The sequence below is a fragment of the Pelagimonas varians genome, assembly GCF_003208435.1.
Taxonomy (GTDB): domain Bacteria; phylum Pseudomonadota; class Alphaproteobacteria; order Rhodobacterales; family Rhodobacteraceae; genus Pelagimonas; species Pelagimonas varians.
On record NZ_QKMF01000019.1, the window covers coordinates 1 to 26,345 of the forward strand.

Genomic DNA, 26,345 nt, shown 5'->3' on the forward strand with positions numbered 1-26,345 from the left:
TTTACATAGATTTGGTGCAAATCCCCAGTCGCTCAGCCACGCTCAACGACCTGCGCCACAGCGTCCTGCTAAAACTCATCTGTAGACCGAATTCCCTTGCTCATCTCCGCCTGTCCTTGGTTTCAAAATTACCAAGAAAACCGTATGCAGATCTAGGGGCACTTCACACAGATTTAGGTTTCCCTTAGGAACCAGCGCCGCCTGCCCCTCTTTTCACCGGTAGGTTCAGGGGAGCTGGTTAATTCACGTTCCCAGATTTAATCATGATGTTTGCTCTTGGTGTTCGTGTGTTCATTTTGAACTTTTCCTTAAAGAGGGTGAGCCTGTCCGCCATGTCTGAGTATAAAGTGCTTCCAAAGAGCTAGCCTTTACTGGGCTTCGGGTGCTGGGATTCCATACGTATGCAATCCCAGCTGCAGCTTGCAGTGTTTTTACACGAATTATTGCGTTTACCGCTAGGAGGAATGCCCTGTCCTTGATTCATTCCCGCATTACTTTGGATGGGGTGTAGCCTCCTCGCGAAATGGCACCTTTTGCAAGTAGATTCAGCAATCAGGCCAGATGGTCCGGCCATCTGTTTGGCAATATTAAGGGGCATCGTCCAGAAAAGGCAAAATTTCGAGTTTTGTTCCACTGAGAAGCCAAGTGTTGCAGTGTGTGGCCCTACGCGGCTTTTGCTATGTCGTGAGGCGTGCCGGTTGCTTCTGTTAACCAATCGCGAAGATTGGACCCGAACCCGTGCGGGCGTCCATACCGCATCTCTTCATGAGGTTGCTCATTGTCATGTCATAAATAACGCCTTTGCGGTTGCGGGGGAACTGGTATCCGACACGGACAATGGGATTGGCTTGTTCGATCACCGTTAGGGCCTCAGCGCTCAAGGGAACACGAAAATCCGAAGCCGGATCTTTGCGCTCCTTCCTCGCCTCGCCAGGAATGGTCCAAACATCGCCTTCAATTGGATCCATATGCGGGAAGCGAAATGGACATGACCGAACGGCTGTCAGAATTAGCAAGCGCAGGGCCAAGTGCGTCACGTTACTTTCACTCAAGCCCTGATTAAACTCGGGCACGTTTTGCCACAGTAGGGCGCAGGCAGATTGCCGGTTCATGGTCTTGCGGGTTGTATCGGAATTGTCGTGCCAAATCGGGCCAAGGTGTCGCGGATGTCGCGTTGGTCAATTTCGGAAACAGGAATTTTTCCCGGTTTGGGAAGGACATGCAGTTCCAGCTGCGAAAACCATCGGCCAGCCTTTCTGCCGTCCTTCAATTCGGCGATGCGCGGAAATCGTTGTAAGAATGGCAACAGGAACACAAATTCGCAGACCATATTCAGCATTGGGCACCCCCTTGCCCATGCAATTCTTGCATAGAAGGACGATAGGAAAATTGGCCGCCCTAGGTCGCAGGTTGTAAACTGACAGTCTCGGTTCAAGTCAGGAAGGAACTTTGACTAGGGTCAAATGTAGAAGCCTGAAAAATCGTTTCGCTTATTGGATTGTTGGTTGGCTCATGAGTTGCATGGTACAATGCCGGGAAGGTTGCGAACAAGGACGAGACTAATTTATTGAGATTAAACCGAAAAAGTCTGGTCATCAAATTCAAGAATTTCAACGCTGATCAATGTATCAATATGGCCAGTTGCCGTTTCGGTTATAGTCCAATTGGAATTAGCCGTCCGGACAATGGAGAATTTGTTGCTGTCAAACCCGGTCAGCTGATAGATGTCCGTACCGGTTTCTCCATTTATTCGATCGCTGCCATCGCCGCCGGCGAAGACAAATGTGTCCGCGCCCGCACCGCCGCGCAGGTGATCATCACCGTCGCCGCCGACAAGCGTGTCCTCACCGTCTCTGCCGATCAGAACGTTGTTCTGGTCGTTGCCGGTCAGGCGATCGGCGTGATCAGATCCATTGATACGCTCGAAACCCGAAATGACGTCGCCGGTTGCGTCTCCGCCATCGGCGGCCTGAAAGCCAAAGCTGTCGAAGTTGAGGTCAACGGTCACGCCTGTTGCGGATCCGGTGTATTGCAGCCAATCGACCCCAAGACCGCCGGATAGAGAATCCCCGCCCGCACCGCCGTGTAGGCGGTCACTGCCGCCTTTGCCAACAAGCGTGTCAAAGCCCGCGCCACCGACTAAGATATCGTTGGTGTCGTCTCCGATCAAGGTGACCCCGTCATTTTCTTCCGTCACCCCAAGGCTAATCCTTACGGTTGCTTGAATGTTTCCAACAAACCGAAGAGTGCCATCTTGGGCTCCAACAACAAGATCAAGATCACCGTCCCCGTCAATATCCGCAACTGTTGGCGTGTTGCGTCCGCCAATCGTTATCCCGTCAAACGGGTTGGTCCAGTCGACGGTGGTGTATACACCGTCGTCGTTTCGCCAACTAAGAAGCGTGTCACCATCGGCTACAATTAGGTCAAGATCGCCATCGCCATCGAGATCTGCAAAAGCAAGCGCGCTTTCAAAACCGGGGTCGATTCCATCAAAAGGGTTCGACCCAATCGGAAGGCTGGTGTAGATGCCGTTCCCGTCGTTCCGCCAACTCAAAAGCGTGCCAAAGTATTCGCCAACAACCAAGTCAAGATCGCCGTCGCCATCAAAATCCGTGAACACAGGTTTACTACGGTAGCCGACGTCAAAGCTTCCGAATGGATTCACCAACTCGGTTTGATTGTAAACACCATTGTCGTTGCGCCAGCTGCGCAGCTTGCCTAAATCGTCACCCACGACAAGATCAAGATCGCCGTCCCCATCAATGTCCGTAAACGTCGGGGCGCTTTCGCTGCCAACACCAATACCCGAGAATGGCGCGGCGTCGGCCTCATGGAATTTGAACCCGCCTGAGTTGTCTGTCACAGTGATAGTCAGGTCGCGGCTGGGCGTTGGAGTGTCGCTGACATTGGCATAGCCGAGCGCGCGGGCAGTGGCCTGCACTGCTGCAGTGGTAGCATTTGCGTTAAAGGTCACGGTAAAACCCGCGCCAGTTCCGCCCGATGTTTCGCCAATAACCAAGCCGTTGTAGCTAACTGTTTCGCTTGCAACCGATATGCCGCCTGTTTCAATCAGGGAAATCCGATCTTCGGCCAGCAGGCCCCGCACGGCGACGGTGCCGCCGTCAAAATTTCCTTCTGCATCGGTCACAACGATGGCAGCAGCCAGCGCAACCGGCGCGACGTTGACAGTATTTTCCGCGACCGTCAAAGACAGGGCGGGCGCACTGCTAATCTCAGCCGCGTCGTTTTGCGGGGTCACGTTGAGCGTTAGGTTTGTAACGGCCTCGGCTGCGTGGCCATCCCGCACTGTGACTGTCAAACTGCGGTTTGGCGTCGGGGTATCGCTGATATTAGAGTAACCGATGGCGCGGGCCACGGCCTGCACCCCAGCGGTCGAGGCGTTTTCGAAGAACGTCACCGCAAAACGCGCGCCGATGCCACCTGATGTTTGACCAATCTGAATTCCGTTAAAGCTGACGGTTTGGCCTGCGACCGATATGCCGCCCGTATCAATCAGGGAAATCCGGTCCTCGGCAAGCAAGCCTTCAACCGTAAATGTTCCGGCTATAAAGAAATCCTCAGCGTCCGTAATCACGATGTCTGAAATCAGCGCTACGGGCGCGGCGTTTACGGTGTTTTCTGTCACGGTAACGGCGGCTGGTGCGCCTGAAATGACCGGTGCTTCTTGTTGCTCTGTTACGCCAACTGTGATGACCACAGAGGATTCCAGATTCTCAATCAGGGGTAGGGTGCCGTCCTCTAGCCCTACCACGACATCAAGGTCGCCATCATTGTCGATATCGATGAAAACGGGTGCGTTGGCTTCGTCTAGCTCAACAGAGTCAAACGGGTTTGACCAATTTAACTGAGTGAATCTAAGTCCAGTGTGGATGCCTCTTTCATCGTCATATGCGTTTAGAAAGCTCTCAATACGGTTATCCGAAGAGACGTTCCCGCCGCCAATCACCAAATCGTCAAGTCCATCACCATTTAGGTCGGCAAAGGCAGGCATTGCCGCCTGATTTCCGGTTCGGGATTCGGCAACTACGCTTGTGAAGCCAGAGATGGTTTTGAACGGGTCCAGAAATCCGATTGTACGGTATTCGCCTTGATCAGGGAAATTTAGCCAGGTTTGCAGATGGCCGCTGTCTGACCCCACGATAAGATCAAGGTCACCATCACCGTCGATGTCGCCAAACGTAGGCGCACTGTTTGAGCCAACATCGATGCTGTTAAACGGGTTAATATACCAAACGGGTTCAGTGTAGACGTTGTTGTCATTTAGCCAAACGCGCAGTGTCCCATCAGCCGAACCCACAACAAGATCAATATCACCGTCATCGTCGATGTCTGCAAAGGCAGGGGTGCTGTTGCTGCCAACGTCGATGCCCTCGAACGGGTTCTCCAGATCAACTGATTTATAGTATAATGCTTCAAGTGCGTCTTTGAGACCAAGCAGGAAATCCAACGTGTCAGGAAGGTATTCGGTCCTGGTGTGGAACGGCTGCCCGATGACATCTTCGATCATTTCCTGCGGTAACGCTTCACCGGTTAGTGTTTGATACACGGTTAAATAAGTTAAGGCTGCCTTTCGATCGGAAAATATGACTTCGTTGATATCGGCATAAGGGCTGGGTGGATCAACCAGCAAGCTGAAGACGCCGTTGTTGTTTTCGTAGCTGTCGAGTGTGCCATCGCTGTTTCCTACCACAAGGTCAAGATCGCCATCACCATCAATGTCGGCAAAGGCTGGTATGCTCAGATTGCCGACATCAATACCAGAAAATGGTGAATCGTCTGCGTCCTAAGGAACAAGGAAAGGCCATCGCCGTCCGTTACTGTGATAGTCAGATCGCGCAGGGCGGTCGGCTGTCGCTTACATTGCCATATCCCAGCGCCGGCGTCGTGGCCTGCAAGGCAGCAGATGTGGCAGATCCGTTAAACGTCACAGAAAAATCCGCGCCAACGCCGCCCGAAGCCCTACCGATGTTCACACCATTGTAGAGGACTGTGTTGTCTACGACTGTGATACCGCCTGCGTCGCGCAACGACACGCGGTCTTCGGATAGCAAACCAGACACAGTCAATGTCCCGTCCGAAATGTTCCCTTCTGCATCCGTTACCAAAATATCTGCAGCCAGCGCCACGGGCGCTGCGTTTGCTGCATTTTCCTCTACAGTGATGGACGTTGGGGCATTTGCGAACTGAGGGCTATCGTTTTGGGGCGTTATATCCAGCGTGACCGTCGTGGTTGCGTGAAGCTGAGTTTTCTCAGTCACCCTAACCGTAAAATCCCGGCTTAGTGTAGGTGTGTCGCTGGAGTTGGAATACCCCAGCGCACGGGCTGTGGCCTGTACTGCCGCAGTACTGGCGTAGCTGCCAAAGGTCACCTGAAGGTCCGTGCCATTCCCGCCCGTGAAAGTTCCGATTTCCACTCCATTGAACTTGATTCTACTGCCCGAGACAGTGATGCCGCCTATTTCAAGCACCGACACCCGGTCTTCTACCAGCAGGCCCGACACGACCAAACCGCCGGTGGTGAAGTTGCCTTCTACATCAAGGACAATGGCGTCCGCGAAAATGGTTTCTGTTCTGGCGTTAACTTGGTTTTCTTCGACTGTTACGTTGCGAGTGGCGTAGATTTGCGGTGTGTTGACGTCGTAGGGGGGGAATGCACCTTGGGTGTTTTCGACCCAAAACGTTGGACTGTTCACCGAGCCGGCCGACGCAGCGACCACAAGGTCAAGATCGCCGTCACCATCTATATCCATGAACTGCGGCCGGCTGGCATACCCGACATCAATTTCGGAGAACGGGTTGGTCAGCTCTGCCAATTCATCCTGAATACGCTGAATTTCATCCGCCAGCCCGAAGGGGTCAGAAAGATCGAGCGAGGTATCCACATGCGGAGTGGGGTCTGCGTATGTTCTTAGGTAGCCGCCGTTTCCGTCATTCCGCCAAGTCGCCAGCGCCCCGGTTTGGTCCCCAACCACAAGATCAAGGTCGCCGTCCCCGTCAATATCCGCGAACACAGGCTTGCTGTTTGTACCGACATCAATACCGGCAAAGGGGTTAGATACGCCTGTCGAATTGTAGATGCCATTGTCATTTCGCCAACTAAGAATCGTGCCATCGGCTGACCCCATGACAAGATCAAGATCACCGTCTCCATCAATGTCCGCAAATGCGGGTGAACCTCCGTAGCCAACATTGATATGTGACAGCGAGGATCCGGTCGAATTATGTACTATGTAGGGGCTTGAAACGGATGTCGGTGATGTGGGCTCTTTAATGGCAATATACCCGAGTACCGGAAATATCTGGTTGAATGTCGGTAGCAATAAAATGGAAGAAATCTGTGGAGTGCACCTAAACCTAAACGGCGTCAAAAGTCATTCGAATTCGACCATTCAAGACCTTGCGGTCCATGATTGGTACAAACGCTGAGATGGCCCGGCACAAATGGACGGCGAGCCAAGATGTATCTGATGTTGAAGATAAAACTGTCAAATGAAGAAGAAATGCACCTTTTGGTCGCCAGCCGCATTAACGCGGCGCAGCGTCGCCTTGATCAGATCGCGCATGCGCGGATTGCCGTGTGATGTCGCCGACATATGCAAAGTTGGATACGTGGGATCGAAGAGGGTATCAACCACTGCACAAAACAACAGCGTTGAACAGATGACCATGCCAAAGATCCGAACGATGCAGGCACTTGCGGAGGCAATCTCGATCTCGCGTCCGACAATGGCGCGTTACTTTAAAGATGAAGACTATGCCCTTCTGTCTATGCAAAGAAGATCAAACAGGGTTTGGCCGAGGTCGGCTAATTCTATAATTTTCTGGCGGCAAGGCGGAATGGAAAATCGACAGGTCTGATTGGGGCGGTGATCCCGCATTTCTAAGATTTGTTCGATGCTAGCCTGCTACAAACAGTCGAAGTTGCGGCGCACGCTTCAGCTCTTGGGGCCGCTGGTGAGGATTCTCCTATTGGTTTTCGGATTCCTGTCCAGGCGACCACCAGCACAACGTGACGTTGTTGTGGCGGGCAATGCAAAAAGCGTCGGGGTCATGGTTGAGTATCCGTGTCCAAGCGGCGCGCTGTGATACACTCAACTCGGTGAAAATGGCTGCCGCTGCACATCATCCCGAAAAGGCACCTAAGGAACTTGCCAGCGCGGTAAAGCTGCCTGGGGCGAGAACATAGCCTTTCTTGGGATTGTCGCAAACGCATTGGTGCGGACTGGTTTGACATGAATTGGAACCCACAGCTTGATTCCCCTGAGTGGCACTCTGCGGTCATCTATTGCGCCGACCTGATGACTGCTTCGGGCACCTTGCGGTGCATCTGCAAATGGTCACAACGAGAACTGTGCGCTGTTCAATGGTGGCAGGCGCGCAACTTGGGGTGACGCAACATTAGCGACTTGCGCAATCCCGAAACATCTTCTGTTGCGGATGTGACTGGCTTCTTCAAGGCTCGATGCAAGTGACCAACAAGGGCATGGGCTGGGTCTGTTCCTTGGCACTTGCCTTTACTGCAAGCTCCAAGCAAGTCGACACTGCCAAGGGGTTTTTGAAATGGGCCAAGTCAAAGGAACACTTCGAAATGGTAAGTAACCCGAACAAAAAAAGGCGGCAGTCGAAACCGAGGTGCCCGCAGGCCGATCGGCGACCGATCTGGAACACCCAAGGCATTGTGCATATAGGTCTGAGCAATTTCAATGAGTTGGACCGAATTGTTGGTCTGCCGAAGTCATGGGCCCGATGATTGGTTTTGTCCCTGTAGAAGAGGTCAAAGCCTTTGATGCCGACCATACGGACACCTAGCACGATGCGCCCCGCACAGCATTCGGAGCCACGACCCCAGCCGTGAAACCGCGCCGCGCGGCGGGTTCAGGCCATTCACTGGGCAAACCTGTGACACCTTCCAATGAAACGGGGGGATCCTACGTCAGACGCTGCTGAGGCTTGCGCGCCTATCTGATCCTGATCGTGCCGGCTGGATCGAGAACAACTGCACATTCCCCAATTGGGTGGTCGATGCATCTTGGCAGCCACCGGACCCATGGAGTTCGAGCGTGGCAAAACTTTTGGCATCGATGATGCGGCCCCTGTGATCCGCGGAAATTTTCGCCGGTGAGTGATCGAGGAGGTGTTGTGCGACGACCTTGCCATCGAAGCCTCGGGTGCTCCCTCGGCGGGCTTGGGGCTTGCCGACTATATCGCCAGCGACGGCAAGGGATCGTTCTTTGGTGCGCGCCCAAAGGATGCGAAGACCGACGTTTCGCCCTTTGGGGAACCTGACTGCTGCAAACCGCACTGCGCGACACGTGAATAAAGTGCATCTTAGACGTGACCGATAGGTCTTGCGATCATTCCCATGTCAGGGGCATTTCCTCAATCCGTAATGATCATCGCAATGTTTTGAGTGGCGTGATATCCATGATGTCGGAAACGAAGGAAAAACCTATGACCAAACTCACCGGCGAATGCCTCTGTGGTGCCATCTCATTCGAAGCCGAAGGCGAGGTTCCCGTCATGGCAAATTGCCATTGCACAGCGTGCCGCCAGTCTACAGGCAGTGCCTATGCCTCCTTGATGTTCATGAAACAGGACGATGTGAAGATCACAGGCACACCGAAAACGTACCAACACAAATCGGATGCCGGAACAGTAATGACCAAACATTTCTGCGAAAACTGCGGCACACCGCTTTTCACGCAGAACTCAGCGCGTGAAGGTATGCTCGGTTTGCGCGCGGGTGTCATCAATGAACAACAAGAATTCACTCCCAAGGTGAATGTGTATGTTTCAAGTAAATTGGACTCGACCGTTTTGGACGAAGCGCTTCCTGCCTTCGAGAAAATGCCGGGCTAAACTCAAGGTGCCTCCTGAGACGTTTTGCTCCGGGGGCATTATCACTGCTGAAGACTGGTTGGGCCTTTTGGCCGTCATCGCAGGGGCACCACTGCACAGAGGCGTCTGTTGATTGGGCTGCATCGGGCGGATCAAATGCGGCGGTTTCTCCTCAAAAATCAAACAATTTGGCAATGCCGCTTATATTGAAGGGCAGCGTTATCTGCTTTCACAAAGTCCGCATACGCACTAGGCATCCCTATCTTCGTTTTGTCTGGAAAAATCATGGCGCAAAAAGCCACCATTTATAGAGTTGAACTTTCCGTTTCCGATATGGATCGTCACTATTATGAAACCCATAAACTGACCGTTGCCAAACATCCCTCGGAGACGGATGAGCGGTTGATGGTGCGCATTCTCGCTTTTGCGCTGAATGCACATGAGCATCTGGAGATGACAAAGGGCCTTTCTACAGATGACGAACCAGACATTTGGCAAAAGAGCCTGAGCGGCGAACTTGAGTTGTGGGTCGCCTTGGGGCTTCCAAGCGAGAAGGTGATGCGTCAGTCCTGCGGTAAAGCCAGCGAAGTGATTGTTTATCCCTACGGTGGCAGAACGGCCGAGGTGTGGTGGGACAAGATCAAAAACAGTACCACCCGGTTTGACAATCTTCAGGTGATAAACCTTCCCGAGAATGAAACCAGAGAGCTGGCAAAACTGGCAAGCCGTTCAATGAAGCTTCAGGTAAATATTCAGGACGGCGAAGTGATGGTCAGTGTCGACGACCGCATCGTTTACGTGACACCGGTCAAATGGAAAGACGCCGGGCATTGACGCTCGTCGCAATCGGGTATGGTTTGTGATCACGTGCGTCAGGTGTGCATAGCTTCGCTTTCGCCCAATGATTTGCAATCTTTGGCCAAGCAAAATCGATAGGTCGCCTTCTACGTCAAATTGTTCAACTTGGCGCTGGGCTTTTGGCTGGGTGAAGCACGTGCAAAGGGTCACTGCATCAGCAGACGTTCAGTGAGGCCTGTCTGTATCCGGATGGGACCAATGCTTTGGACCATGGGGATAAACTGTGTTGGCGCGCTCGCTTTATAACAGCGAGCCAAGACCGATCATCAAATACGATTGGCGGCACCTTGCAGCAGGCGCAGCGCTGTCTTGTCCGCAAAAATAAATCCTGCGGTCTTTCTAAGGTTCGGAAATCCACGTAACAATACCTCAGATGATCAACTCTGTCGTTTAAGGTGACCTCTTTCCATGAAACTAGATTTTAAAACGATCATTCGTGAACCGATGCTGCATTTTTTGGTTGTTGGGGCTGGTCTTTTTGCCTTGTTTGGCGCGCTCAATTCGGAAGAAGAGGCCCCGCCCAATCGGATCCTTATAACTTCGGGGCAAATAGAACAGCTCGAATCGGCCTTTACGCGGACATGGACACGCGCCCCAACCGCTCAGGAACGTGACCTGTTGATTTCCGAGCATATCCGTGACGAAGTCTTCTACCGCGAGGCACTGAATTTGGGGTTGGACATGGGCGACAGCGTGATCCGGCGCCGTTTGCGTCAGAAAATGGAATTTGTTCTGGAAGACGTTTCAGCAGCCACGCCGCCGCGAGAAGAAGACCTGAAAACTTTTTTGGATCAAAACCCGGAGCGGTTTCAGCTTGAGCCTCAAATCGCTTTTGAGCACGTTTATTTGAACCCGGACAAGCATTCGGACATTGAAACAGATGCCGCCGATATACTGGCGCGCCTGAATGCTGGCGAAGATGCCACCCAACTGGGCGATGTTCTTATGCTGCCTGCCAGCTATGATTTGCAGTCGGTTTCAATCTTTGACCGGGCGTTTGGAAATGGATTTTCAAACGGGCTTATGTCTGTATCGGAAGGGGCATGGGCAGGGCCTGTCCGGTCGGGATTCGGTTGGCATTTGGTTTTTGTGCGCAAAAAGGTCGAGGGGCGTTTGCCTGACTTGGCCGACATGCGCGAAAAGGTCGTGCAGGAATGGCAACATGACCGAAAGATAGCTTTGGAAGAAGAAACGTACCAAGCCTTGCTATCGCGGTATGAGGTTGTTTTCGAACCTTCTGTCGAGGCTTCTGATCCATGATATTGCGCCGGATTTTTCTATTCATTACGGTTTTAGGGGTTTGCGGTGCACTGCTAAGTGGCATGGCGCAGGCGGACGATTCACAACCCGGCTACCTCGAGTTTGCCGAGGTTTCCGAGGGCAGGTTCAATGTGATTTGGCGCAGCCCAAAGCTGTCGGCCAAGATGCCTGTGTTGCAGCTGGTTCTGCCGGAAAACATCGAAACCTTGACTCCTCCGGTGACCACAGATTTCCCAACGTCGGTGTTAGAGCGCCGCTTGGTCAAGGCCGAACCTGAGACGTTCTTGGGCAGCCGGATCGAGATCAGCGGGTTGCGTGACAGCAGAACAGACGTGCTTGTGCGGATCGCTTTTGCTAATGGGGTGGCAACGACGACGCTGCTACAACCATCTCAGCCGTGGATGATCGTTGAAGGCCCCAAGACAGCGGTCCAAATCACTTGGGACTATGCCGTCTTGGGGTTTGAACACATTCTGGCCGGCTTTGATCACCTTCTGTTTGTTTTGGCGCTTTTACTGATTGTGGGGCCAACCAAACGGTTGCTTTGGGCGATCACTGCATTCACCGCCGCGCATAGTATAACCCTTGCTGCGGCGACGCTTGGCCTGATCTGGGTTCCGGGACCGCCAGTTGAGGCGATTATCGCATTATCGATCTTGTTTTTGGCCGGCGAAATGCTGAAAATTCAACAGGGAAAGCCAAGCTTGACGGCCAGATCTCCTTGGCTGGTGGCCTTTACCTTCGGTCTCTTGCACGGTCTTGGGTTTGCGGGTGCACTTGCTGACGTTGGCCTGCCTGAACATGAAATTCCATTGGCTTTGCTGATGTTCAATGTCGGGGTTGAACTCGGGCAGCTGGCCTTTGTTTGCGTGGTTCTGGCGATTGTGTATTTGGCCAAAAAACTTCTGAGCAGTTGGCCGAAATGGACTGATCCGATTCCGGCCTATTGCATCGGTTCGATTTCGGCGTTTTGGCTGATTGAACGGGTCAGCGGGTTCTGGACCTAAAGCTTCGCAGGCTTTGTGCGACATGCAGACGGCTCACGTCATTTTAAGCGGCCTTGAGGCATGCTTGGTGCAGATTCATTTGAGGTCTGTGCCTAGGGTTCGATCCGGCTCCCGGAACTGGCTGAGAACATCGTGGATAAGCTCTTTGACCCCATCAATGACGACCGAACTGGTGCCGGATTTGGACACCAAATACATGTCCGACCGAAATTCCGTTGGCAGATCGATATCGCGATAGACTGTATCTGCCATCTGAATGACCTGAGCAGACTTTGGAACCAGCGCGAAGCCCAAGCCATGGTTCACAAAACTAATAACTGCGTGGGTCTGGCTTGCCTCCAATCGGGTATCGGGCGTGATTTTGCAGGCATAGAAAAGCGCGTTGAGCGTTTCTTTTAAGTACCCGCCGCGGTCCTTGGTAAAGGAAATGTAAGGCTCTCCATCAAAGTCCGAGATGGAAAGATCATTTTTTTCGGCCAAGGGGTGCGATTTCGGGATCGCCAAAACAAAGGGCTCATGGATGACTCTGGTGCGCTCTATTTCGCCGCGCGCGTTTTCCATTCTGGTGAGGCCCAAATCGATCCGCCCGGACCGCTGGGCCTGAATGACTTCGTACCCCATCATCTCAATCGGAGAGAGCGAAACCAAGGGCATTTCAACGGCCATTCTCTGGGCGATCAAGGGCATGAATTTGAACGCAGCCGAGGGCACAAACCCCAATGCAATATGTCCTGTTTCCCCTCGTTCAGCTTGCCGCGCATTCAAGACAGCATGCTCTGATCGTTGAATAATATCGACAGCGCTTTGATAAAAACTTTCTCCTGCAGAAGTTAGGCGCACACGCTTGTTACTCCTTTCCAGAAGCCGGAGATTGACCCTTTCCTCGAGGATTTTTATCTGACGGGACAAGGGCGGCTGGGTCATGTTCAGTCTGGCTGCGGCCCGTCGGAAACTAAGCTCTTCCGCCACTGCAACGAAGCATCTCATTTGGAAATATTCGAACTGTCCTTGGGCCATCTTGAGTCTCCTGACGCGGTGGCGATTTCCAAATGCGTGATACAAATTGTGTATCATTGCAATCCAAATTTGGAATTTACACGCCCCCCCTTTTTTCCAATTGTATCGGCAGGGGGCCAGCTTTCATCATCAGATTTTGCTTTGACAAGTGCTGGAACTCTATCATTTAGGGAGGATCAAATGACTCGTAAAACGCATCTATTTGTGGCGTCGGCGCTTGCATCAGCAGTCGCTTTCGGTGCGCAGGCCCAAGACAACTCTGTCACGGTCGTGCTGTCCGAAGAGCTTGAAATTGTGGAGCCTTGCTCGTCCACTAAATCCAACGTTGGCCGGGTTTTGTTTCAAAACATCTCGGAAACCGTAACCGAAATGGACCCGAAAACCGGACTGGAGCCACGTTTGGCCGAAAGCTGGGAAGATATGGGTAATGGCACTTGGCGCTTCTCGCTTCGTCAGGGCGTCACCTTTAGCGACGGCACGGTCATGGATGCCGAGGACGTTGCGCATTCCCTGGTTCGGATGAAATCACCCGATATTGCCTGCGAAATTGGTGCGAAGTTCTTTGGCGGCATCGACATCACATCCAATATCATCGACGCGCATACAATCGACGTCACCGCAGATCCGGCCCAGCCGATTTTGCCGATGCTGATGTCCACTGTAACGGTCACGCCGCAAGATGCGCCGCTTGATAGTTTCGTAGACCATCCAATCGGGACCGGTCCGTATACATTTGATGAATACGTTCGCGGTCAATCCATCACGCTGTCGGCCAACCCGACTTATTGGGGGGAACAGCCGACCGTTCAATCCGCAACATATGTGTTCCGCAGCGACAGTGCTGTACGGGCGGCTATGGTTGCAGCAGGTGAAGCCGACATCGCTCCGAATATCGCGCTTCAGGATGCTGTTAATCCGGCAATGGACTTTTCATACCCGAACTCGGAAACGGTCTTCCTTCGGATTGAACACGCGCAGGCCCCGCTTAATGACCGCCGTGTGCGCGAAGCGTTGAACCTTGCCGTCGATCGAGAGGCTTTTGTCGGCACGATCCTTGCCGATGGCACGCTGCTGGCAACTGGCATCACACCGCCGTCCACCATCGGTTATGACGCAGATTTGAAACCCTACGCCTATGATCCCGATCGCGCCCGTGCCTTGCTTGAAGAGGCCCGTGCGGACGGTGTTCCGGTTGATACCAACATTACCTTGATCGGCCGTACAAACAACTTTGCCAACGTTCTGGAAACGATGGAAGCGTTGTTGGCGATGTATCAGGAAATCGGCTTTACGATGACACTCGAGATGGTTGAAGTCGCCGAATGGCTGGAGCGCTACGCCAAGCCATTCCCGGAAAATCGCGGCCCTCAGTTGATCGAAGCGCAGCATGACAACGCCAATGGTGATCCTGTGTTCTCGATGTACTTCAAGTACCACTCCGAAGGTCAGCAGTCCGGCCTGACAGACCCCAAGGTTGACGCGATGATTGCCGAGGCAACAGCCGCAACCGGCGACGAACGTGCAGCCAAGTGGAGTGCGCTGTTCGGCTACCTTCATGAAGAGTCGATTGCCGACGTGATGTTGTTCCACATGGTTGGGTTCAGCCGTGTCAACGAACGTCTGGATTTCGCGCCGTCAATCCGCACCAACAGCGAACTTCAACTTTCGCAGATCAAATTCAAGTAATTTGACTTCTGGCGCAGGCAGCGAATTTGCCTGCGCCGCACCCCTTCAAAGGTCTGTTGCCATGCTGAATTTCTTGGGAAAACGCGCTGTCGCCAGTGCCATTTCTCTTGTCGGACTGGTCTTGTTGGTTTTTTTTCTAAGCCGACTGACCGGTGACCCGACAGGCCTTTATTTGCCGCTGGATGCCTCTGAGGAGGCACGCAACCAGTTTCGGGAAATCCACGGTCTTAACGACCCGTTGATCGTACAATTTTTCAGCTACATGGCTGACCTGATCCGCTTTGATTTTGGCGATTCAATCCGAAGATCGGAGCCGGCGATTGACGTTGTGATGCGCGGGTTCGCCTGGACCTTGCAGTTAACCTTTGTGACCATGTCACTTGTTGTGGTATTTGCGGTGATTTTCGGATCGCTGGCGGCCTTCAACGTCGGCGGGGTTTTTGACCGCATCGCAACGTTCTTTTCGTTGATCGGGGCAAGCGCACCAGACTTTTGGATCGCCATTGTCGCCATTGTGATCTTTTCCGTCAAACTGGGGTGGTTCCCGACGTCGGGCACCGGAACCGTTTGGCACTGGGTTATGCCGGTTTCGGTGCTGTTCATCCGGCCCTTCGGTCTTATTCTACAAATTGTGCGGGGGGCGATGATTACCGCGCTTGGGTCGGCCTATGTCAAAACCGCCCGCGCCAAAGGCATCAAGAACCGCCCAATTATTTTCGTCCACGCACTGCGCAATGCCTTGCTGCCTGTCATCACGGTGATTGGCGATCAGGCAGCGGCCTTGTTGAACGGAGCCGTGGTCATCGAATCCATATTTGGCTTTCCCGGCGTTGGAAAACTGATGATCGACTCGATCCTGCAACGTGACTTCACGGTGGTCATGGCTGCGATCATGGTTACGGCCATGGCGATTTTCGTCATGAATCTCCTGATCGACATACTCTATTCGATCCTAGATCCCCGCATCAGGTATTGACCCATGACACAGATCCAAAACCAAGACACTGACCTGCCAGATATCCCCAAAGCCCCCAATCCGGTTGGGCAAACGCTACAAATGCTCTGGAATGACAAATTCGCTTTTGTATCGGTTGTCTTTCTTTTGATTGTAGTGCTTTGCGCACTCTTCGGGCCGCTTCTGCTGGAAGACGTCGCAACCAAACAAAACCTGCGTGGGCGCAACGCACCACCATTCGATTTTTCGGCAAGCTGGCCCTATTGGCTGGGGGGTGACGCGCTGGGTCGGCCTTTGCTTGCGCGGATCATAGTGGCTGCGCAGAATACGATTTTCGTAGCCGCCGGCGCTGTGTTCTTCTCCCTCATTATCGGCACGGCTCTAGGGCTTGTTGCCGGGTATACCACCAAGACGTGGAGTCAGGTGATCATGCGTCTGGCGGACATCATCATGGCGTTTCCGTCGCTTCTACTTGCGGTGATCGTGTTGTTCATGTTGGATAGTTCGGTGTTCAATTTGGTGATTGTTTTGGCGATCACCCGCATACCTGTATATTTGCGCACGGCCCGTGCCGAGACATTGGAAGTTCGCGAACGCATGTTTGTCCAAGCCGCACAGGTTATGGGGGCTTCAACGCGCCGGATTATCTTTCGCCATATTTTGCCCGTTGTTTTCCCGACCTTGGTCACGATAGCCACGCTTGATTTTGCCTTTGTCATGTTGGCCGAATCCGCGCTGTCGTTTCTTGGCATTGGCATTCAACCACCCGAGATCACATGGGGACTGATGGTGTCGCTAGGGCGGCCTTATTTAACCACAGCTTGGGGGCTGTCTTTGTGGCCCGGCTTGGCAATCATTCTTACCACATTATCCCTGAATCTGGTCTCGAACTGGATGCGCACGGCGCTTGATCCTGCGCAGCGCTGGCGGCTCGAAAATGTGAGGAAGCAAAATGGGTGATCACCTTTTAGACGTCAAAAACCTCTCTGTTGATTTCCACACCACCCACGGCACTGTTCATGCGGTCCGAGATGTCAGCTGGCACCTTGAACGTGGCGAAACACTGGCAATTCTGGGCGAATCCGGATCTGGAAAATCTGTCTCCGCCTCGGCCATTTTGAACTTGATCGACATGCCCCCCGGCGAGATCACATCGGGTGAGATTTTGTTCGAGGGCAAGGATGTGTTGCTGATGTCAGCCGAGGACCGGCGACAACTGAACGGCCACCGGATTGCAATGATCTTCCAAGATCCCTTGAGCCATTTGAACCCTGTGTACTCTATCGGGTTTCAGATTGCTGAAACGATGACAGCGCATGGTGTGAACAAAGGGCAGACTCGGGAAAAAACGATCGAGCTGTTGGCGCGGGTGGGAATTCCAGACCCTGACACCAAGATCGATGCCTATCCTCACCAGTTTTCCGGCGGACAACGTCAACGCATCATGATTGCCATGGCTTTGGCGCTAAAACCGGACATTTTAATTGCCGATGAGCCGACAACTGCATTGGACGTGACGGTGCAGGCCCAAATCCTGACCTTGCTGGAAGAATTGCAAGAAGAGACGGGCATGGGGCTTTTGCTGATCACCCACGATCTTGGTGTGGTGGCCGAAGTGGCAGATCGCGTTGTGGTGATGAACGCCGGCCAAATCGTTGAAACCGGAACCGCCAGCGGCGTCTACCACAGCCCTCAACACCCATATACCAAAAAGCTGATTGCGGCGATTCCGGGCGAAGGCGATATGGCAGAACCTTTGGGGTCTGGAGCTGAGCCCATTCTTGAAATTTCGGGGCTGTCGAAACACTATGGTGCCTTCGTTGCGTTGGATGATGTCAGTCTGACCGTTTTGCCGGGCGAAACCGTTGCAATTGTTGGAGAGTCTGGCTCGGGAAAGTCGACCTTGGCCAAGACAATTTTGCGGCTGGAAGAGGCAACTGGCGGTCAAGCTTTGTTCCAAGGCCAAGACCTTATTCGCATGGATGCCAACGCGTTGTTCAAGGTCCGGCGGGACATTCAGATGGTGTTCCAAGACCCGACGCAATCGTTGAATCCCCGTATGTCGATCTTTGATATCATCGCAGAGGCATTTGTTATCCATCCGGAAATTTTGGCAAAACAACATTGGAAGGCGCGGGTGTGCGAGTTGTTGGAGCAGGTGGGGCTGAAAGCCGAACACATGTACCGTCACCCGCACCAGTTTTCCGGCGGTCAACGCCAGCGTATCGCGATTGCGCGCACGCTGGCGCTGGAACCAAAGCTTATTGTTTGCGACGAGGCGGTGTCAGCCCTTGATGTCTCGATCCAGGCGCAGGTTCTGGCCTTGTTGACCCAATTGCAAGACGATCTTGGGTTGAGCTTTCTTTTCATTGCACATGATCTGCCTTTGGTGCGCGATTTTGCCCATCGTGTGATCGTGATGCAAAGCGGGAAAATTGTTGAGCAAGGTCCGGTCGAACAGATCTTTGATGCCCCGCGTGAAAAATACACCCGCAGCTTGATCGCAGCCAGCCTTAGCCCGGATCCCGATGTTCAAGCGGTTCGCCGAACGGCATTGCGCAAGATGCAGGAGGCTGCAGTATGAGCCGCCCTCAGATCATGGTGATGTCCCCTGTTTTGCCAGCCGCCTTTCGCGTGCTGGAGGCAAAGTTTGATCTTTTACGGTGTGACGAAGCAACGGATCGTGAGGCCTTTTTGCGGGCGCATGGCAAGGACTGTCGCGCCGTCATCATTAAAGGCCACGACAGCTTTGGCCGACCGGAATTGCAGTTGATGCCAAAACTCGAAGTTGTGTCCTGTATGACAGCTGGATTTGAGGCAATTGACGCAAGCGCGCTTCATGCAGACGGAGTTTTGCTGAGCAATACGTCCTTTGCTCTCAAAGACGACGTGGCTGATACGGCGGTGATGTTGATCCTTGCGGCCACGCGCCAGCTTGTTTCTTGCGATGCTTATGTGCGGACCGGTGATTGGGGGCAAAATGGGCCATATCCGTTGTTGTCCAGTCTCACGGGGAAACGCGCGGGTATTCTTGGGCTTGGAGTGATCGGGCAAGAAATCGCAGCCCGGCTAAAACCGATGCGTCTAGAGGTCGGGTATTGTAGCCGCCGGAAAAGAGAGACTGACCTGACGTATTTTGCCGATCCTGAAGAACTGGCTGACTGGTCCGATATTTTGATTGTTGTTGTTCCGGGCGGATCTGAGACGCTCGATCTGGTCAATCACAATGTCCTTTCAAAACTGGGGCCCAATGGCACGCTGATCAATGTCGCACGCGGTAGTGTTGTTGATGAGACCGCGCTAATCGACTGTTTAAAAACGGGTAAATTGGGGGGAGCAGGTCTTGACGTCTATAAGAACGAACCCAATCCTGACCCTGCGCTGACGCGCCTTAAGACTGTCGTTCTCAATCCTCACCACGCAAGCGGCACGATCGAAACGCGCAATGCCATGTCGCACTTGGCAGTGGACAATCTCATCGCTCACTTTCAAGGCGCGCGGCTTCTCACGCCGGTCGATGGGCCGCGTCCCAAGTACAAGGCATCAACATGAAGCAGACACTTGCATACTTTCGATGGCCATTTGTGTTTACGGCCCTCGGATTGGTTTTGGCGTATTGGCTTGGCTATCACACGACCGGCACAATTTCCGGCGCGATGTCCTTCTTTTTGATTGGCTGCATTCTGGCTGTACTCGAAATCTCGTTGAGTTTCGATAATGCCATCGTCAACGCCAACATTCTCAAAACGATGGACCCCAAATGGCAGCACAGGTTTTTGACATGGGGCATTTTGATCGCGGTCTTCGGGATGCGGATCGTCTTCCCTTTGGCCATTGTTGTGTTGGCCGCCAAAATCGGCCCGATTTCCGCGATTGTTCTCGCGGCGACAGAGCCTCTGGAATATGGGCGGATCATGGATGACGCCCATATCGGGATTTCCGCTTTTGGTGGCACCTTCTTGATGATGGTTTCGCTGACCTACTTTATCGATCAATCCAAAGAGGTCGATTGGATCAAGTCAGTGGAATGCCGCTTGCGCAGTCTGGCCTCTATTCGCGGTTTGGAAATCGCCGTAGTCCTGTTTGCTGCACTGATGCTGGCCAGTGCATTGCCCCTCGGAAAAAGCGCGACGTTCCTGTTCGCGGCCGTCTGCGGTTTGGTGACCTTTTTGGCTGTAGAATTGGTGGCACACTTTCTCGACTCGGAAAAGGAAGTGAAAAGCGCGGCAGCCAAAGGTGGGTTCGGGGCCTTTTTGTATCTTGAGGTTCTTGACGCCAGCTTTTCGTTTGACGGTGTGATCGGAGCTTTTGCACTGACGCAAAATCTGTTTTTGATCGCGATTGGTCTTGGGATTGGCGCATTTTATGTCCGGTCGATGACAATTATGCTGGTTGAACGAAACACCCTGTCCGAATTTCGGTATCTCGAACATGGGGCATTCTATTCGGTGTTGGCACTTTCCATCATTATGTATGCCCAGTCCCTTTTGCATATCCCCGAGCTTTTTACCGGACTGATCGGCGCAGCGTTAATCAGTCTGTCCTTGTACTCTTCAATTAGACATAACAATGCCGAGCAAAATACATGACCACTCACGCCCAAGAACTAGATTCGCAACAACACAAAAAAGGAAACCCGATGTCCGAACACCCGCTCTCATCAGAAACCAGAGAACTTCTGGAAAAGGTTTCCGTCGCGACGCTTGCCACAGCTCTTTATAAACGTGGCCTGCGCAATCAGGTCATTCAGGATGTTCGTCCAGTTGCTCGAAAAGGCAAGAATATGGTCGGACCGGCCTTTACCCTGCGCTATATGCCGGCCCGAGAAGATCGCAATCAGTTGGTAGAGTTTCGCAACCCGATGCATCCGCAGCGTCATGCAGTTGAAACCTGCCCTGCTGGTCATGTGATGGTCATGGACAGCCGCAAGAGCGCCTATGCCGCCTCAGCTGGGGATATTTTGATTACACGCCTGATGATGCGCGGTGCCGCCGGGGTCGTGACCGACGGTGGATTTCGCGATGCGATGAACATCGGAGAGCTAGAGATGCCCTCGTATCACAGCCGGCCCTCTAGCCCGACCAACCTCACCACCAACGAAGCCATAGACATCAATGTCCCTATCGGCTGCGGAGATGCGCCGGTTTTCCCGGGCGACATTCTGGTGGGTGACGACGACAGTGTGATCGTTATTCCCGCGTATATGGCCGAAGAAGTTGCCAAGGAAGCCGTTGAAATGACCGCCTTTGAGGATTTTGCGCTGAGCAGGGTTCAATCAGGCGCATCAATCATTGGCCTGTACCCCGCGACCAAAGAAGAAAATCTCAAAGAATTTAATGAGTGGCGTGCCGAGAACGGTCGCTAACGGGCAGTTCTAATGGATCAAAGTGTTGCGAGCGCGAAACTTGGGCGTTGAGTTTCGCGCGAACACTCCGTTGGGTTCACGTATTGCACAGCCGCCCGTAGATGCCACAACAACCAGCCTAAAAAGGGCAGGATCAATTCGGGTGAGATTTTGACCGGCGAGTTGCACCTGTCGCTGAACGGGTAAACCTAGGCTCTAGGTCTGGTGCAAAACCGGACAAGGTCGCTGCCTTATCCCGGAAAACCAACCAATGTCAGTGTCGTTAGAAAGGGCAAATTACTTGCCTATCCTGCAAGCAGGCAGATCAGTTTCGCTGCGGTGGCGCTGTTATCTGGCGAGATGTAAACCAATCCCTCAATCCACACTCAAGAAACAAACAACCGCGCAGTTCTAGTGAACGCGCGGTTGCTCAGTATCAGTCTGCGGGCATTCAAGCGAACGGTTGAAACCGGGTTTGCTTAGACTGCCATGCAGGGTTTAGTAGTGAACCGAAAGTGGGTCCAAGGGTTTGCTCATGGGAGGCGCAAAGGTCGTCAGTGTAATTCCTTTCACTGCGGCTTTGTATTCTTCCATGGTTGGCGTCCGGCCAAGGATGGCAGACAGAACAACAACCGGTGTCGAGGCCAGCAAGGATTCACCGCTCTTCTCGGCTGAGTCTTCTACGACGCGGCCTTTGAACAAACGTGTGGACGTGGCCAAGACGGTATCGCCTTTTGCAGCCTTTTCCTGGTTCCCCATGCAAAGGTTACAACCGGGGCGCTCAAGGTACAGAATATTTTCATACTCGGTACGGGCCGTTGTTTTGGGGGCTGCATCGTCGAATTCAAACCCGGAATACTTTTGCAAGATACCCCAATCGCCTTCTTCTTTCAGCTCGTCGATGATGTTGTACGTCGGAGCTGCAACAACCAAAGGTGCTTTGAATTCAATTTTGGTGCCGTGCTCTTCCAGATTTTTCAACATCTGAGCCACGATTTTCAAGTCGCCTTTGTGAACCATACATGACCCGACAAAACCCAGATCAACGTGCTTTTCGCCCTTGTAGAAGGATACAGGGCGGATCGTGTCGTGGGTGTAGCGCTTGGAGACATCGATGTTGGCCACATCGGGGTCTGCAATCATTGGCTCGACGACTTGATCCAGATCCACAACGAATTCCGCAGCGTATTTGGCGTTCTGGTCAGGTGTCAGGGCTGGTTTTTCACCGGATTTGATTTCTGCAATCCGCTGATCCGCAATCTTGATCAAGGTGTGCAAGGTCTGGTTTTCATGCTCCATACCCTTGTCGATCATGATCTGGATACGGCTTTTGGCGATCTCAAGAGATTCAACCAAAGTGTCGTCTTCAGAGATACAGATGGACGCCTTGGCCTTCATTTCTGCGGACCAGTCGGTGAAAGTAAACGCTTGGTCAGCAATCAAAGTGCCAATGTGGACTTCGATCACACGGCCTTGGAAAATGTTATCACCAAATTCCTGTAGCATCTGCGCTTGGGTTGCATGAACCACATCGCGGAAATCCATGTGGTCTTTCAATGTGCCTTTGAAGGTCACTTTGACAGACTCAGGGATCGGCATGGTTGCCTCACCTGTCGCCAAAGCAAGCGCAACAGTGCCGGAGTCAGCCCCGAAGGCGACGCCTTTTGACATGCGGGTATGCGAGTCGCCGCCGATGATAACCGCCCAGTCATCAACCGTGATGTCATTCAGAACCTTGTGAATAACATCGGTCATGGCGTGGTAGACGCCTTTTGGATCGCGCGCGGTCACAAGGCCGAATTTGTTCATAAAGCTCATCAGCTTTGGAATGTTGGCTTCTGCCTTCAGATCCCAAACAGACGCTGTATGACAGCCGGACTGATAGGCCCCGTCAACTGTCGGGGAAATAACTGTCGCAGCCATCCCTTCCAGTTCCTGTGATGTCATCAAGCCGGTTGTATCTTGGGATCCGACAATATTGACCTTCACACGGACATCAGACCCTGCGTGCAGAACCTTGCCTTCAGCAACGCCAACGGCGTTTTTGTTAAAGATTTTCTCTACGGCAGTCAGGCCTTGGCCTTCGTGCGATACTTCTTTGGACGGTGCATAAACCACCGGAGGAACAACCCCGAGGACTTCTGCCGCGAGAGTTTGCAGCTTTTTGCCAAAGACAATCGCGTAAGAGCCACCGGCTTTGATGAACTCTACGTTTTGGGGAATGAAAGCCGAGGAAACGTCGACAAGCTCTTTGTCGCCATCTTCGTTATACAGCTTCTTTTCCTTGGTGTTGATTGTCAGAACGGTGCCTGTATCAACCGAGTATACTTTTTCAAGGATCGGGTCGCCATTGTTGCCCATGATCGGGTTGCCGTCAGCATCCAGCTTTTTGACCCAGTTCTTCAGGTCAAGGCCGATGCCGCCGGTCACGCCGACAGTGGTCAAAAAGATCGGGGACACGCCGTTTGTGCCGCCAACAACAGGAGCAAAGTTCACGAAAGGAACATAGGGGCTGGCTTGCTTGCCAGTCCAAAGTGCCACGTTGTTCACACCGGACATCCGCGAGGAACCAACACCCATTGTGCCTTTTTCAGCGATCAACATCACCCGTGCGTCCGGATGCTGTTTTTGCAGGTCTTGAATTTCGGCCTGAGCGGATTCGGAAATCATGCATTTTCCGTGCAGTTCACGGTCAGAGCGCGAATGCGCCTGATTGCCGGGAGACAGCAAATCGGTCGATACGTCACCTTCGGCGGCGATGTAGGTGACAACCTTAACTTCTTCGTCGATCTCGGGAAGCTTGGTAAAGAATTCGGCCTGCGAATAACTTTCAAGGATGTCCTTGGCAATTGCATTGCCAGCTTTGTAGGCTTCCGTCAGACGGTCGGTGTCAGCTTCGTACAAGAACACTTGGGTCTTGAGTACTTCGGCGGCGGGCAGGGCAACGGCGTCGCTGAGTGCCAGATCCAAGAGCACTTTGACGGACGGGCCGCCCTTCATGTGGGACAGCAGCTCAAACGCGTAGGTTGCGGAGATTTCTTCAACAACCGCGTTGCCCAGAATGATGTCTTTTAGAAATTCGGCTTTTGCTCCGGCGGCGCTGGTTGTGCCCGGAATGGTGTTGTAGATAAAGAACTGAAGCGACTCCGCCCGGTGAGCGTTGTCGACGTCTTTTATCTGCTCGATAATCTCACGTGTCAGGGCGTCGCCATCAATAGGCTTAGGATGTAAACCCTGCTCTTTCCGCGTTTCGATCTCATTTAGATAGTCTGTGTACAAGCTCATAGAGGCCTCGAAGATTAAGCGTTAAAAGAAGCTTAAACGCCGGGGCCAGTACAACGTCCAGACCTGCGTAAAGCCAACTGTATGCCGTCGTATACCGAGGGTGATGTGTTTGCAAGATTTTTGACGGCGGCATGATGTCTCACATGCGTGTACGCATCCATTTTTGACGTGGCGCGGTTGCGAATCTCACTTTCTGGACTTCGGCAATGATGGCAGACCGTATAGGCATCCGCTGTGCAATAACAGTCAACTTTGCCTTGTTTTATAATGTTGAAACGCTCTGGCTGATTTGAACACATCGATGCCAGTTGTTGTGGGGCAAGATGGTGCAGGCGCTCATTGTTTATCCGCAAAGAGGGAAGGGCGTTGGGGCTCCCGTTGACCTTTCTTTCGAAAGGGCTTTGTATCCCCAAAAGGCTTGCGACATGGTGGGCGAGCGGGGAGGCAGCATGGCGCATGCAACAGTTTTGGACGGCGATTTCGACTATATTATCGTGGGTGCGGGGACTGCTGGCTGCGTTCTGGCCAACCGCCTGAGTGAAGACCCAAAATGTCGGGTGCTGCTGCTTGAGGCTGGGGGTTCAGATAACTACCACTGGGTGCATATCCCGGTGGGATACCTGTACTGCATTGGCAATCCACGCACCGACTGGATGATGAAAACAGCCGAAGAGCCGGGCTTGAACGGCCGGTCACTGGTCTATCCGCGCGGCAAGGTTCTGGGCGGCTGCACCTCGGTCAACGGTATGATTTACATGCGCGGGCAGGCGGCGGATTATGATATCTGGCGTCAGATGGGCAATACCGGCTGGGGCTGGGATGATGTGTTGCCCTATTTTTTGAAGTCCGAAGATCATCACCAAGGTAACAGCGACATGCATCGCGGTGGCGGCGAATGGAAGGTCACCAAACAGCGGGTCGAATGGGAAATTCTGGGAGCCGTTCAGGAGGGGGCGAAAGAATTTGGCATCCAGCCACGGCCCGATTTCAATGATGGCAACAACGAAGGGTCCGGTTTCTTTGAGGTGAACCAAAAGGCGGGTGTGCGTTGGAATACGGCCAAGGCATTCCTGCGGCCGGCGCAAAAGCGCCCCAACCTGCGGGTTCTAACCCATGCCGAAACGGAAACTCTGGTGCTGGAGGGCACGCGAGTGACCGGTGTCCGATTTCGCCACAAGGGGCAGCTAAAGGTTGCCACTGCGCAGGCCGAAGTCTTGCTGGCGGCGGGCTCGATCAATTCTCCTAAAATCATGGAGCTGTCCGGCATTGGTCGGCCTGACGTTTTGTCCAAACACGGGATCGAAACCAAACACGCAAAAAGCGGCGTGGGTGAAAACCTTCAGGATCACTTGCAAATCAGAACCGTATACAAAGTCAAAAACGCCAAAACTTTGAATACCATGGCCAATAGTCTGATCGGCAAGGCCAAGATTGGTTTGCAATATGCAATGATGCAAACCGGCCCGATGTCGATGGCACCCAGTCAGTTCGGGATGTTCACCAAGTCCGATCCGGCTTTGGAAACACCGGATTTGGAATATCATGTACAGCCGCTTTCCACAGATAGATTGGGCGATCCGCTGCATCCGTTTCCCGCGATCACCATGTCCGTTTGTAACTTGCGTCCTGAAAGTGTGGGGGCCAGTCACATCCAAACCGCTGATGTCGAAACACAGCCCGATATCAAGCTTAATTACCTGTCCACAGAGCGAGACAAGGCCGTTGCGGTGAACTCTGTAAAACAAGCGCGCCAAGTCATGACCGCCAAAGCTTTGGCGCAATATGAGCCGGAGGAAATCCTTCCGGGACCATCCGTTCACAGTGAAGAGGATTTGTTGAAATCCGTTGGCGATATTGCCACCACAATTTTCCATCCCGTTGGCACCTGCAAAATGGGCAGTGATGAACACGCAGTTGTGGACACGCAATTGCGGGTGCACGGGCTACAGGGGTTGCGGGTGGTTGATGCGTCGATCATGCCGAAAATCGTGTCGGGCAACACGGCATCACCGGTTATCATGATCGCGGAAAAGGCGGCGGACATGATACGCGCCGCCGCCAAGTCCTAACT

Annotated in this window: 18 protein-coding genes; 13 read left to right on the forward strand and 5 right to left on the reverse strand. The window is 53.0% G+C overall.

Annotation, left to right across the window (positions count from 1 at the left end):
• Positions 1–707: 707 nt before the first annotated feature.
• The 3 genes from C8N36_RS24275 to C8N36_RS19525 form a co-directional block, all read right to left on the reverse strand.
• A complete protein-coding gene (locus tag C8N36_RS24275) occupies positions 708–1,112 on the reverse strand; it encodes a site-specific integrase (protein WP_170125927.1) in 405 nt (134 codons plus the stop codon).
• Positions 1,113–1,573: 461 nt separating this feature from the next.
• On the reverse strand, positions 1,574–4,780 hold the full coding sequence (locus C8N36_RS19520) for an FG-GAP-like repeat-containing protein (RefSeq protein ID WP_342769586.1): 3,207 nt from the start codon (positions 4,778–4,780) through the stop codon (positions 1,574–1,576).
• Between the two features lie 70 nt (positions 4,781–4,850).
• The gene (locus tag C8N36_RS19525; protein ID WP_306456925.1) at positions 4,851–6,392 is read right to left on the reverse strand and encodes an FG-GAP-like repeat-containing protein; all 1,542 of its coding nucleotides are present in this window, start codon (positions 6,390–6,392) and stop codon (positions 4,851–4,853) included.
• 1,769 nt (positions 6,393–8,161) lie between these two features.
• Here C8N36_RS19525 and C8N36_RS19540 point away from each other — a divergent pair.
• The 5 genes from C8N36_RS19540 (at position 8,162) to C8N36_RS19560 (ending at position 11,987) form a co-directional block, all read left to right on the forward strand.
• Positions 8,162–8,344, forward strand: a complete 183-nt coding sequence (locus C8N36_RS19540) for a hypothetical protein (protein WP_170125928.1) — start codon at positions 8,162–8,164, stop codon at positions 8,342–8,344.
• Positions 8,345–8,475: 131 nt separating this feature from the next.
• Positions 8,476–8,883 (forward strand): GFA family protein, encoded by a 408-nt coding sequence (locus C8N36_RS19545; protein WP_170125929.1) that lies wholly within the window; start codon positions 8,476–8,478, stop codon positions 8,881–8,883.
• Between the two features lie 264 nt (positions 8,884–9,147).
• Positions 9,148–9,696 (forward strand): YaeQ family protein, encoded by a 549-nt coding sequence (locus C8N36_RS19550; RefSeq protein WP_097806404.1) that lies wholly within the window; start codon positions 9,148–9,150, stop codon positions 9,694–9,696.
• Positions 9,697–10,128: 432 nt separating this feature from the next.
• Positions 10,129–10,980: a peptidyl-prolyl cis-trans isomerase gene (locus C8N36_RS19555; RefSeq protein WP_097806405.1), complete on the forward strand. Its 852-nt coding sequence runs from the start codon at positions 10,129–10,131 to the stop codon at positions 10,978–10,980.
• On the forward strand, positions 10,977–11,987 hold the full coding sequence (locus C8N36_RS19560; RefSeq protein WP_211318265.1) for a HupE/UreJ family protein: 1,011 nt from the start codon (positions 10,977–10,979) through the stop codon (positions 11,985–11,987). Before C8N36_RS19555 ends, C8N36_RS19560 begins: the two co-directional genes overlap by 4 nt.
• A gap of 75 nt (positions 11,988–12,062) precedes the next feature.
• On the opposite strand, the gene C8N36_RS19565 is transcribed toward C8N36_RS19560, so the two are convergent.
• Positions 12,063–13,061, reverse strand: coding sequence for a LysR family transcriptional regulator (locus C8N36_RS19565; protein ID WP_097806406.1), 999 nt, complete (start codon positions 13,059–13,061; stop codon positions 12,063–12,065).
• A 123-nt stretch (positions 13,062–13,184) separates the two neighbouring features.
• Between C8N36_RS19565 and C8N36_RS19570 the strand changes: the two genes are divergently transcribed.
• The 7 genes from C8N36_RS19570 (at position 13,185) to C8N36_RS19600 (ending at position 21,010) form a co-directional block, all read left to right on the forward strand.
• Positions 13,185–14,690: an ABC transporter substrate-binding protein gene (locus C8N36_RS19570; RefSeq protein ID WP_097806407.1), complete on the forward strand. Its 1,506-nt coding sequence runs from the start codon at positions 13,185–13,187 to the stop codon at positions 14,688–14,690.
• 61 nt (positions 14,691–14,751) lie between these two features.
• Positions 14,752–15,666 (forward strand): ABC transporter permease, encoded by a 915-nt coding sequence (locus C8N36_RS19575; RefSeq protein WP_097806485.1) that lies wholly within the window; start codon positions 14,752–14,754, stop codon positions 15,664–15,666.
• A gap of 3 nt (positions 15,667–15,669) precedes the next feature.
• Positions 15,670–16,605, forward strand: coding sequence for an ABC transporter permease (locus tag C8N36_RS19580; RefSeq protein ID WP_097806408.1), 936 nt, complete (start codon positions 15,670–15,672; stop codon positions 16,603–16,605).
• Entirely contained in the window at positions 16,598–18,229 is a 1,632-nt protein-coding gene (locus C8N36_RS19585; protein WP_097806409.1) for an ABC transporter ATP-binding protein, read from the forward strand. The genes C8N36_RS19580 and C8N36_RS19585 overlap by 8 nt, the downstream gene beginning before the upstream one ends.
• Positions 18,226–19,197, forward strand: coding sequence for a 2-hydroxyacid dehydrogenase (locus tag C8N36_RS19590; RefSeq protein ID WP_097806410.1), 972 nt, complete (start codon positions 18,226–18,228; stop codon positions 19,195–19,197). Before C8N36_RS19585 ends, C8N36_RS19590 begins: the two co-directional genes overlap by 4 nt.
• Complete coding sequence (locus C8N36_RS19595) at positions 19,194–20,234, forward strand: DUF475 domain-containing protein (protein ID WP_097806411.1); 1,041 nt, start codon at positions 19,194–19,196, stop codon at positions 20,232–20,234. Before C8N36_RS19590 ends, C8N36_RS19595 begins: the two co-directional genes overlap by 4 nt.
• Positions 20,235–20,284: 50 nt before the next feature.
• Positions 20,285–21,010 carry a ribonuclease activity regulator RraA gene (locus C8N36_RS19600; protein WP_097806486.1) on the forward strand — a complete coding sequence of 242 codons (726 nt, stop codon included), beginning with the start codon at positions 20,285–20,287 and terminating at the stop codon, positions 21,008–21,010.
• Positions 21,011–21,487: 477 nt separating this feature from the next.
• Here the strand turns inward: C8N36_RS19600 and C8N36_RS19605 are convergent, their stop codons facing one another.
• Positions 21,488–24,274 (reverse strand): bifunctional aconitate hydratase 2/2-methylisocitrate dehydratase, encoded by a 2,787-nt coding sequence (locus C8N36_RS19605; RefSeq protein WP_097806412.1) that lies wholly within the window; start codon positions 24,272–24,274, stop codon positions 21,488–21,490.
• A 449-nt stretch (positions 24,275–24,723) separates the two neighbouring features.
• On the opposite strand from C8N36_RS19605, the gene C8N36_RS19610 reads away from it, so the two are divergent.
• Entirely contained in the window at positions 24,724–26,343 is a 1,620-nt protein-coding gene (locus tag C8N36_RS19610; RefSeq protein WP_097806487.1) for a GMC family oxidoreductase, read from the forward strand.
• Positions 26,344–26,345 lie beyond the last annotated feature (2 nt).

Coding starts and splice junctions, on each gene's coding strand:
- C8N36_RS24275 (WP_170125927.1), bottom strand. CDS start 1,112: ATGAACCGGCAATCTGCCTGCGCCCTACTGTGGCAAAACGTGCCCGAG.
- C8N36_RS19545 (WP_170125929.1), top strand. CDS start 8,476: ATGACCAAACTCACCGGCGAATGCCTCTGTGGTGCCATCTCATTCGAA.
- C8N36_RS19550 (WP_097806404.1), top strand. CDS start 9,148: ATGGCGCAAAAAGCCACCATTTATAGAGTTGAACTTTCCGTTTCCGAT.
- C8N36_RS19555 (WP_097806405.1), top strand. CDS start 10,129: ATGAAACTAGATTTTAAAACGATCATTCGTGAACCGATGCTGCATTTT.
- C8N36_RS19560 (WP_211318265.1), top strand. CDS start 10,977: ATGATATTGCGCCGGATTTTTCTATTCATTACGGTTTTAGGGGTTTGC.
- C8N36_RS19565 (WP_097806406.1), bottom strand. CDS start 13,061: ATGATACACAATTTGTATCACGCATTTGGAAATCGCCACCGCGTCAGG.
- C8N36_RS19570 (WP_097806407.1), top strand. CDS start 13,185: ATGACTCGTAAAACGCATCTATTTGTGGCGTCGGCGCTTGCATCAGCA.
- C8N36_RS19575 (WP_097806485.1), top strand. CDS start 14,752: ATGCTGAATTTCTTGGGAAAACGCGCTGTCGCCAGTGCCATTTCTCTT.
- C8N36_RS19580 (WP_097806408.1), top strand. CDS start 15,670: ATGACACAGATCCAAAACCAAGACACTGACCTGCCAGATATCCCCAAA.
- C8N36_RS19585 (WP_097806409.1), top strand. CDS start 16,598: ATGGGTGATCACCTTTTAGACGTCAAAAACCTCTCTGTTGATTTCCAC.
- C8N36_RS19590 (WP_097806410.1), top strand. CDS start 18,226: ATGAGCCGCCCTCAGATCATGGTGATGTCCCCTGTTTTGCCAGCCGCC.
- C8N36_RS19595 (WP_097806411.1), top strand. CDS start 19,194: ATGAAGCAGACACTTGCATACTTTCGATGGCCATTTGTGTTTACGGCC.
- C8N36_RS19600 (WP_097806486.1), top strand. CDS start 20,285: ATGTCCGAACACCCGCTCTCATCAGAAACCAGAGAACTTCTGGAAAAG.
- C8N36_RS19605 (WP_097806412.1), bottom strand. CDS start 24,274: ATGAGCTTGTACACAGACTATCTAAATGAGATCGAAACGCGGAAAGAG.
- C8N36_RS19610 (WP_097806487.1), top strand. CDS start 24,724: ATGGCGCATGCAACAGTTTTGGACGGCGATTTCGACTATATTATCGTG.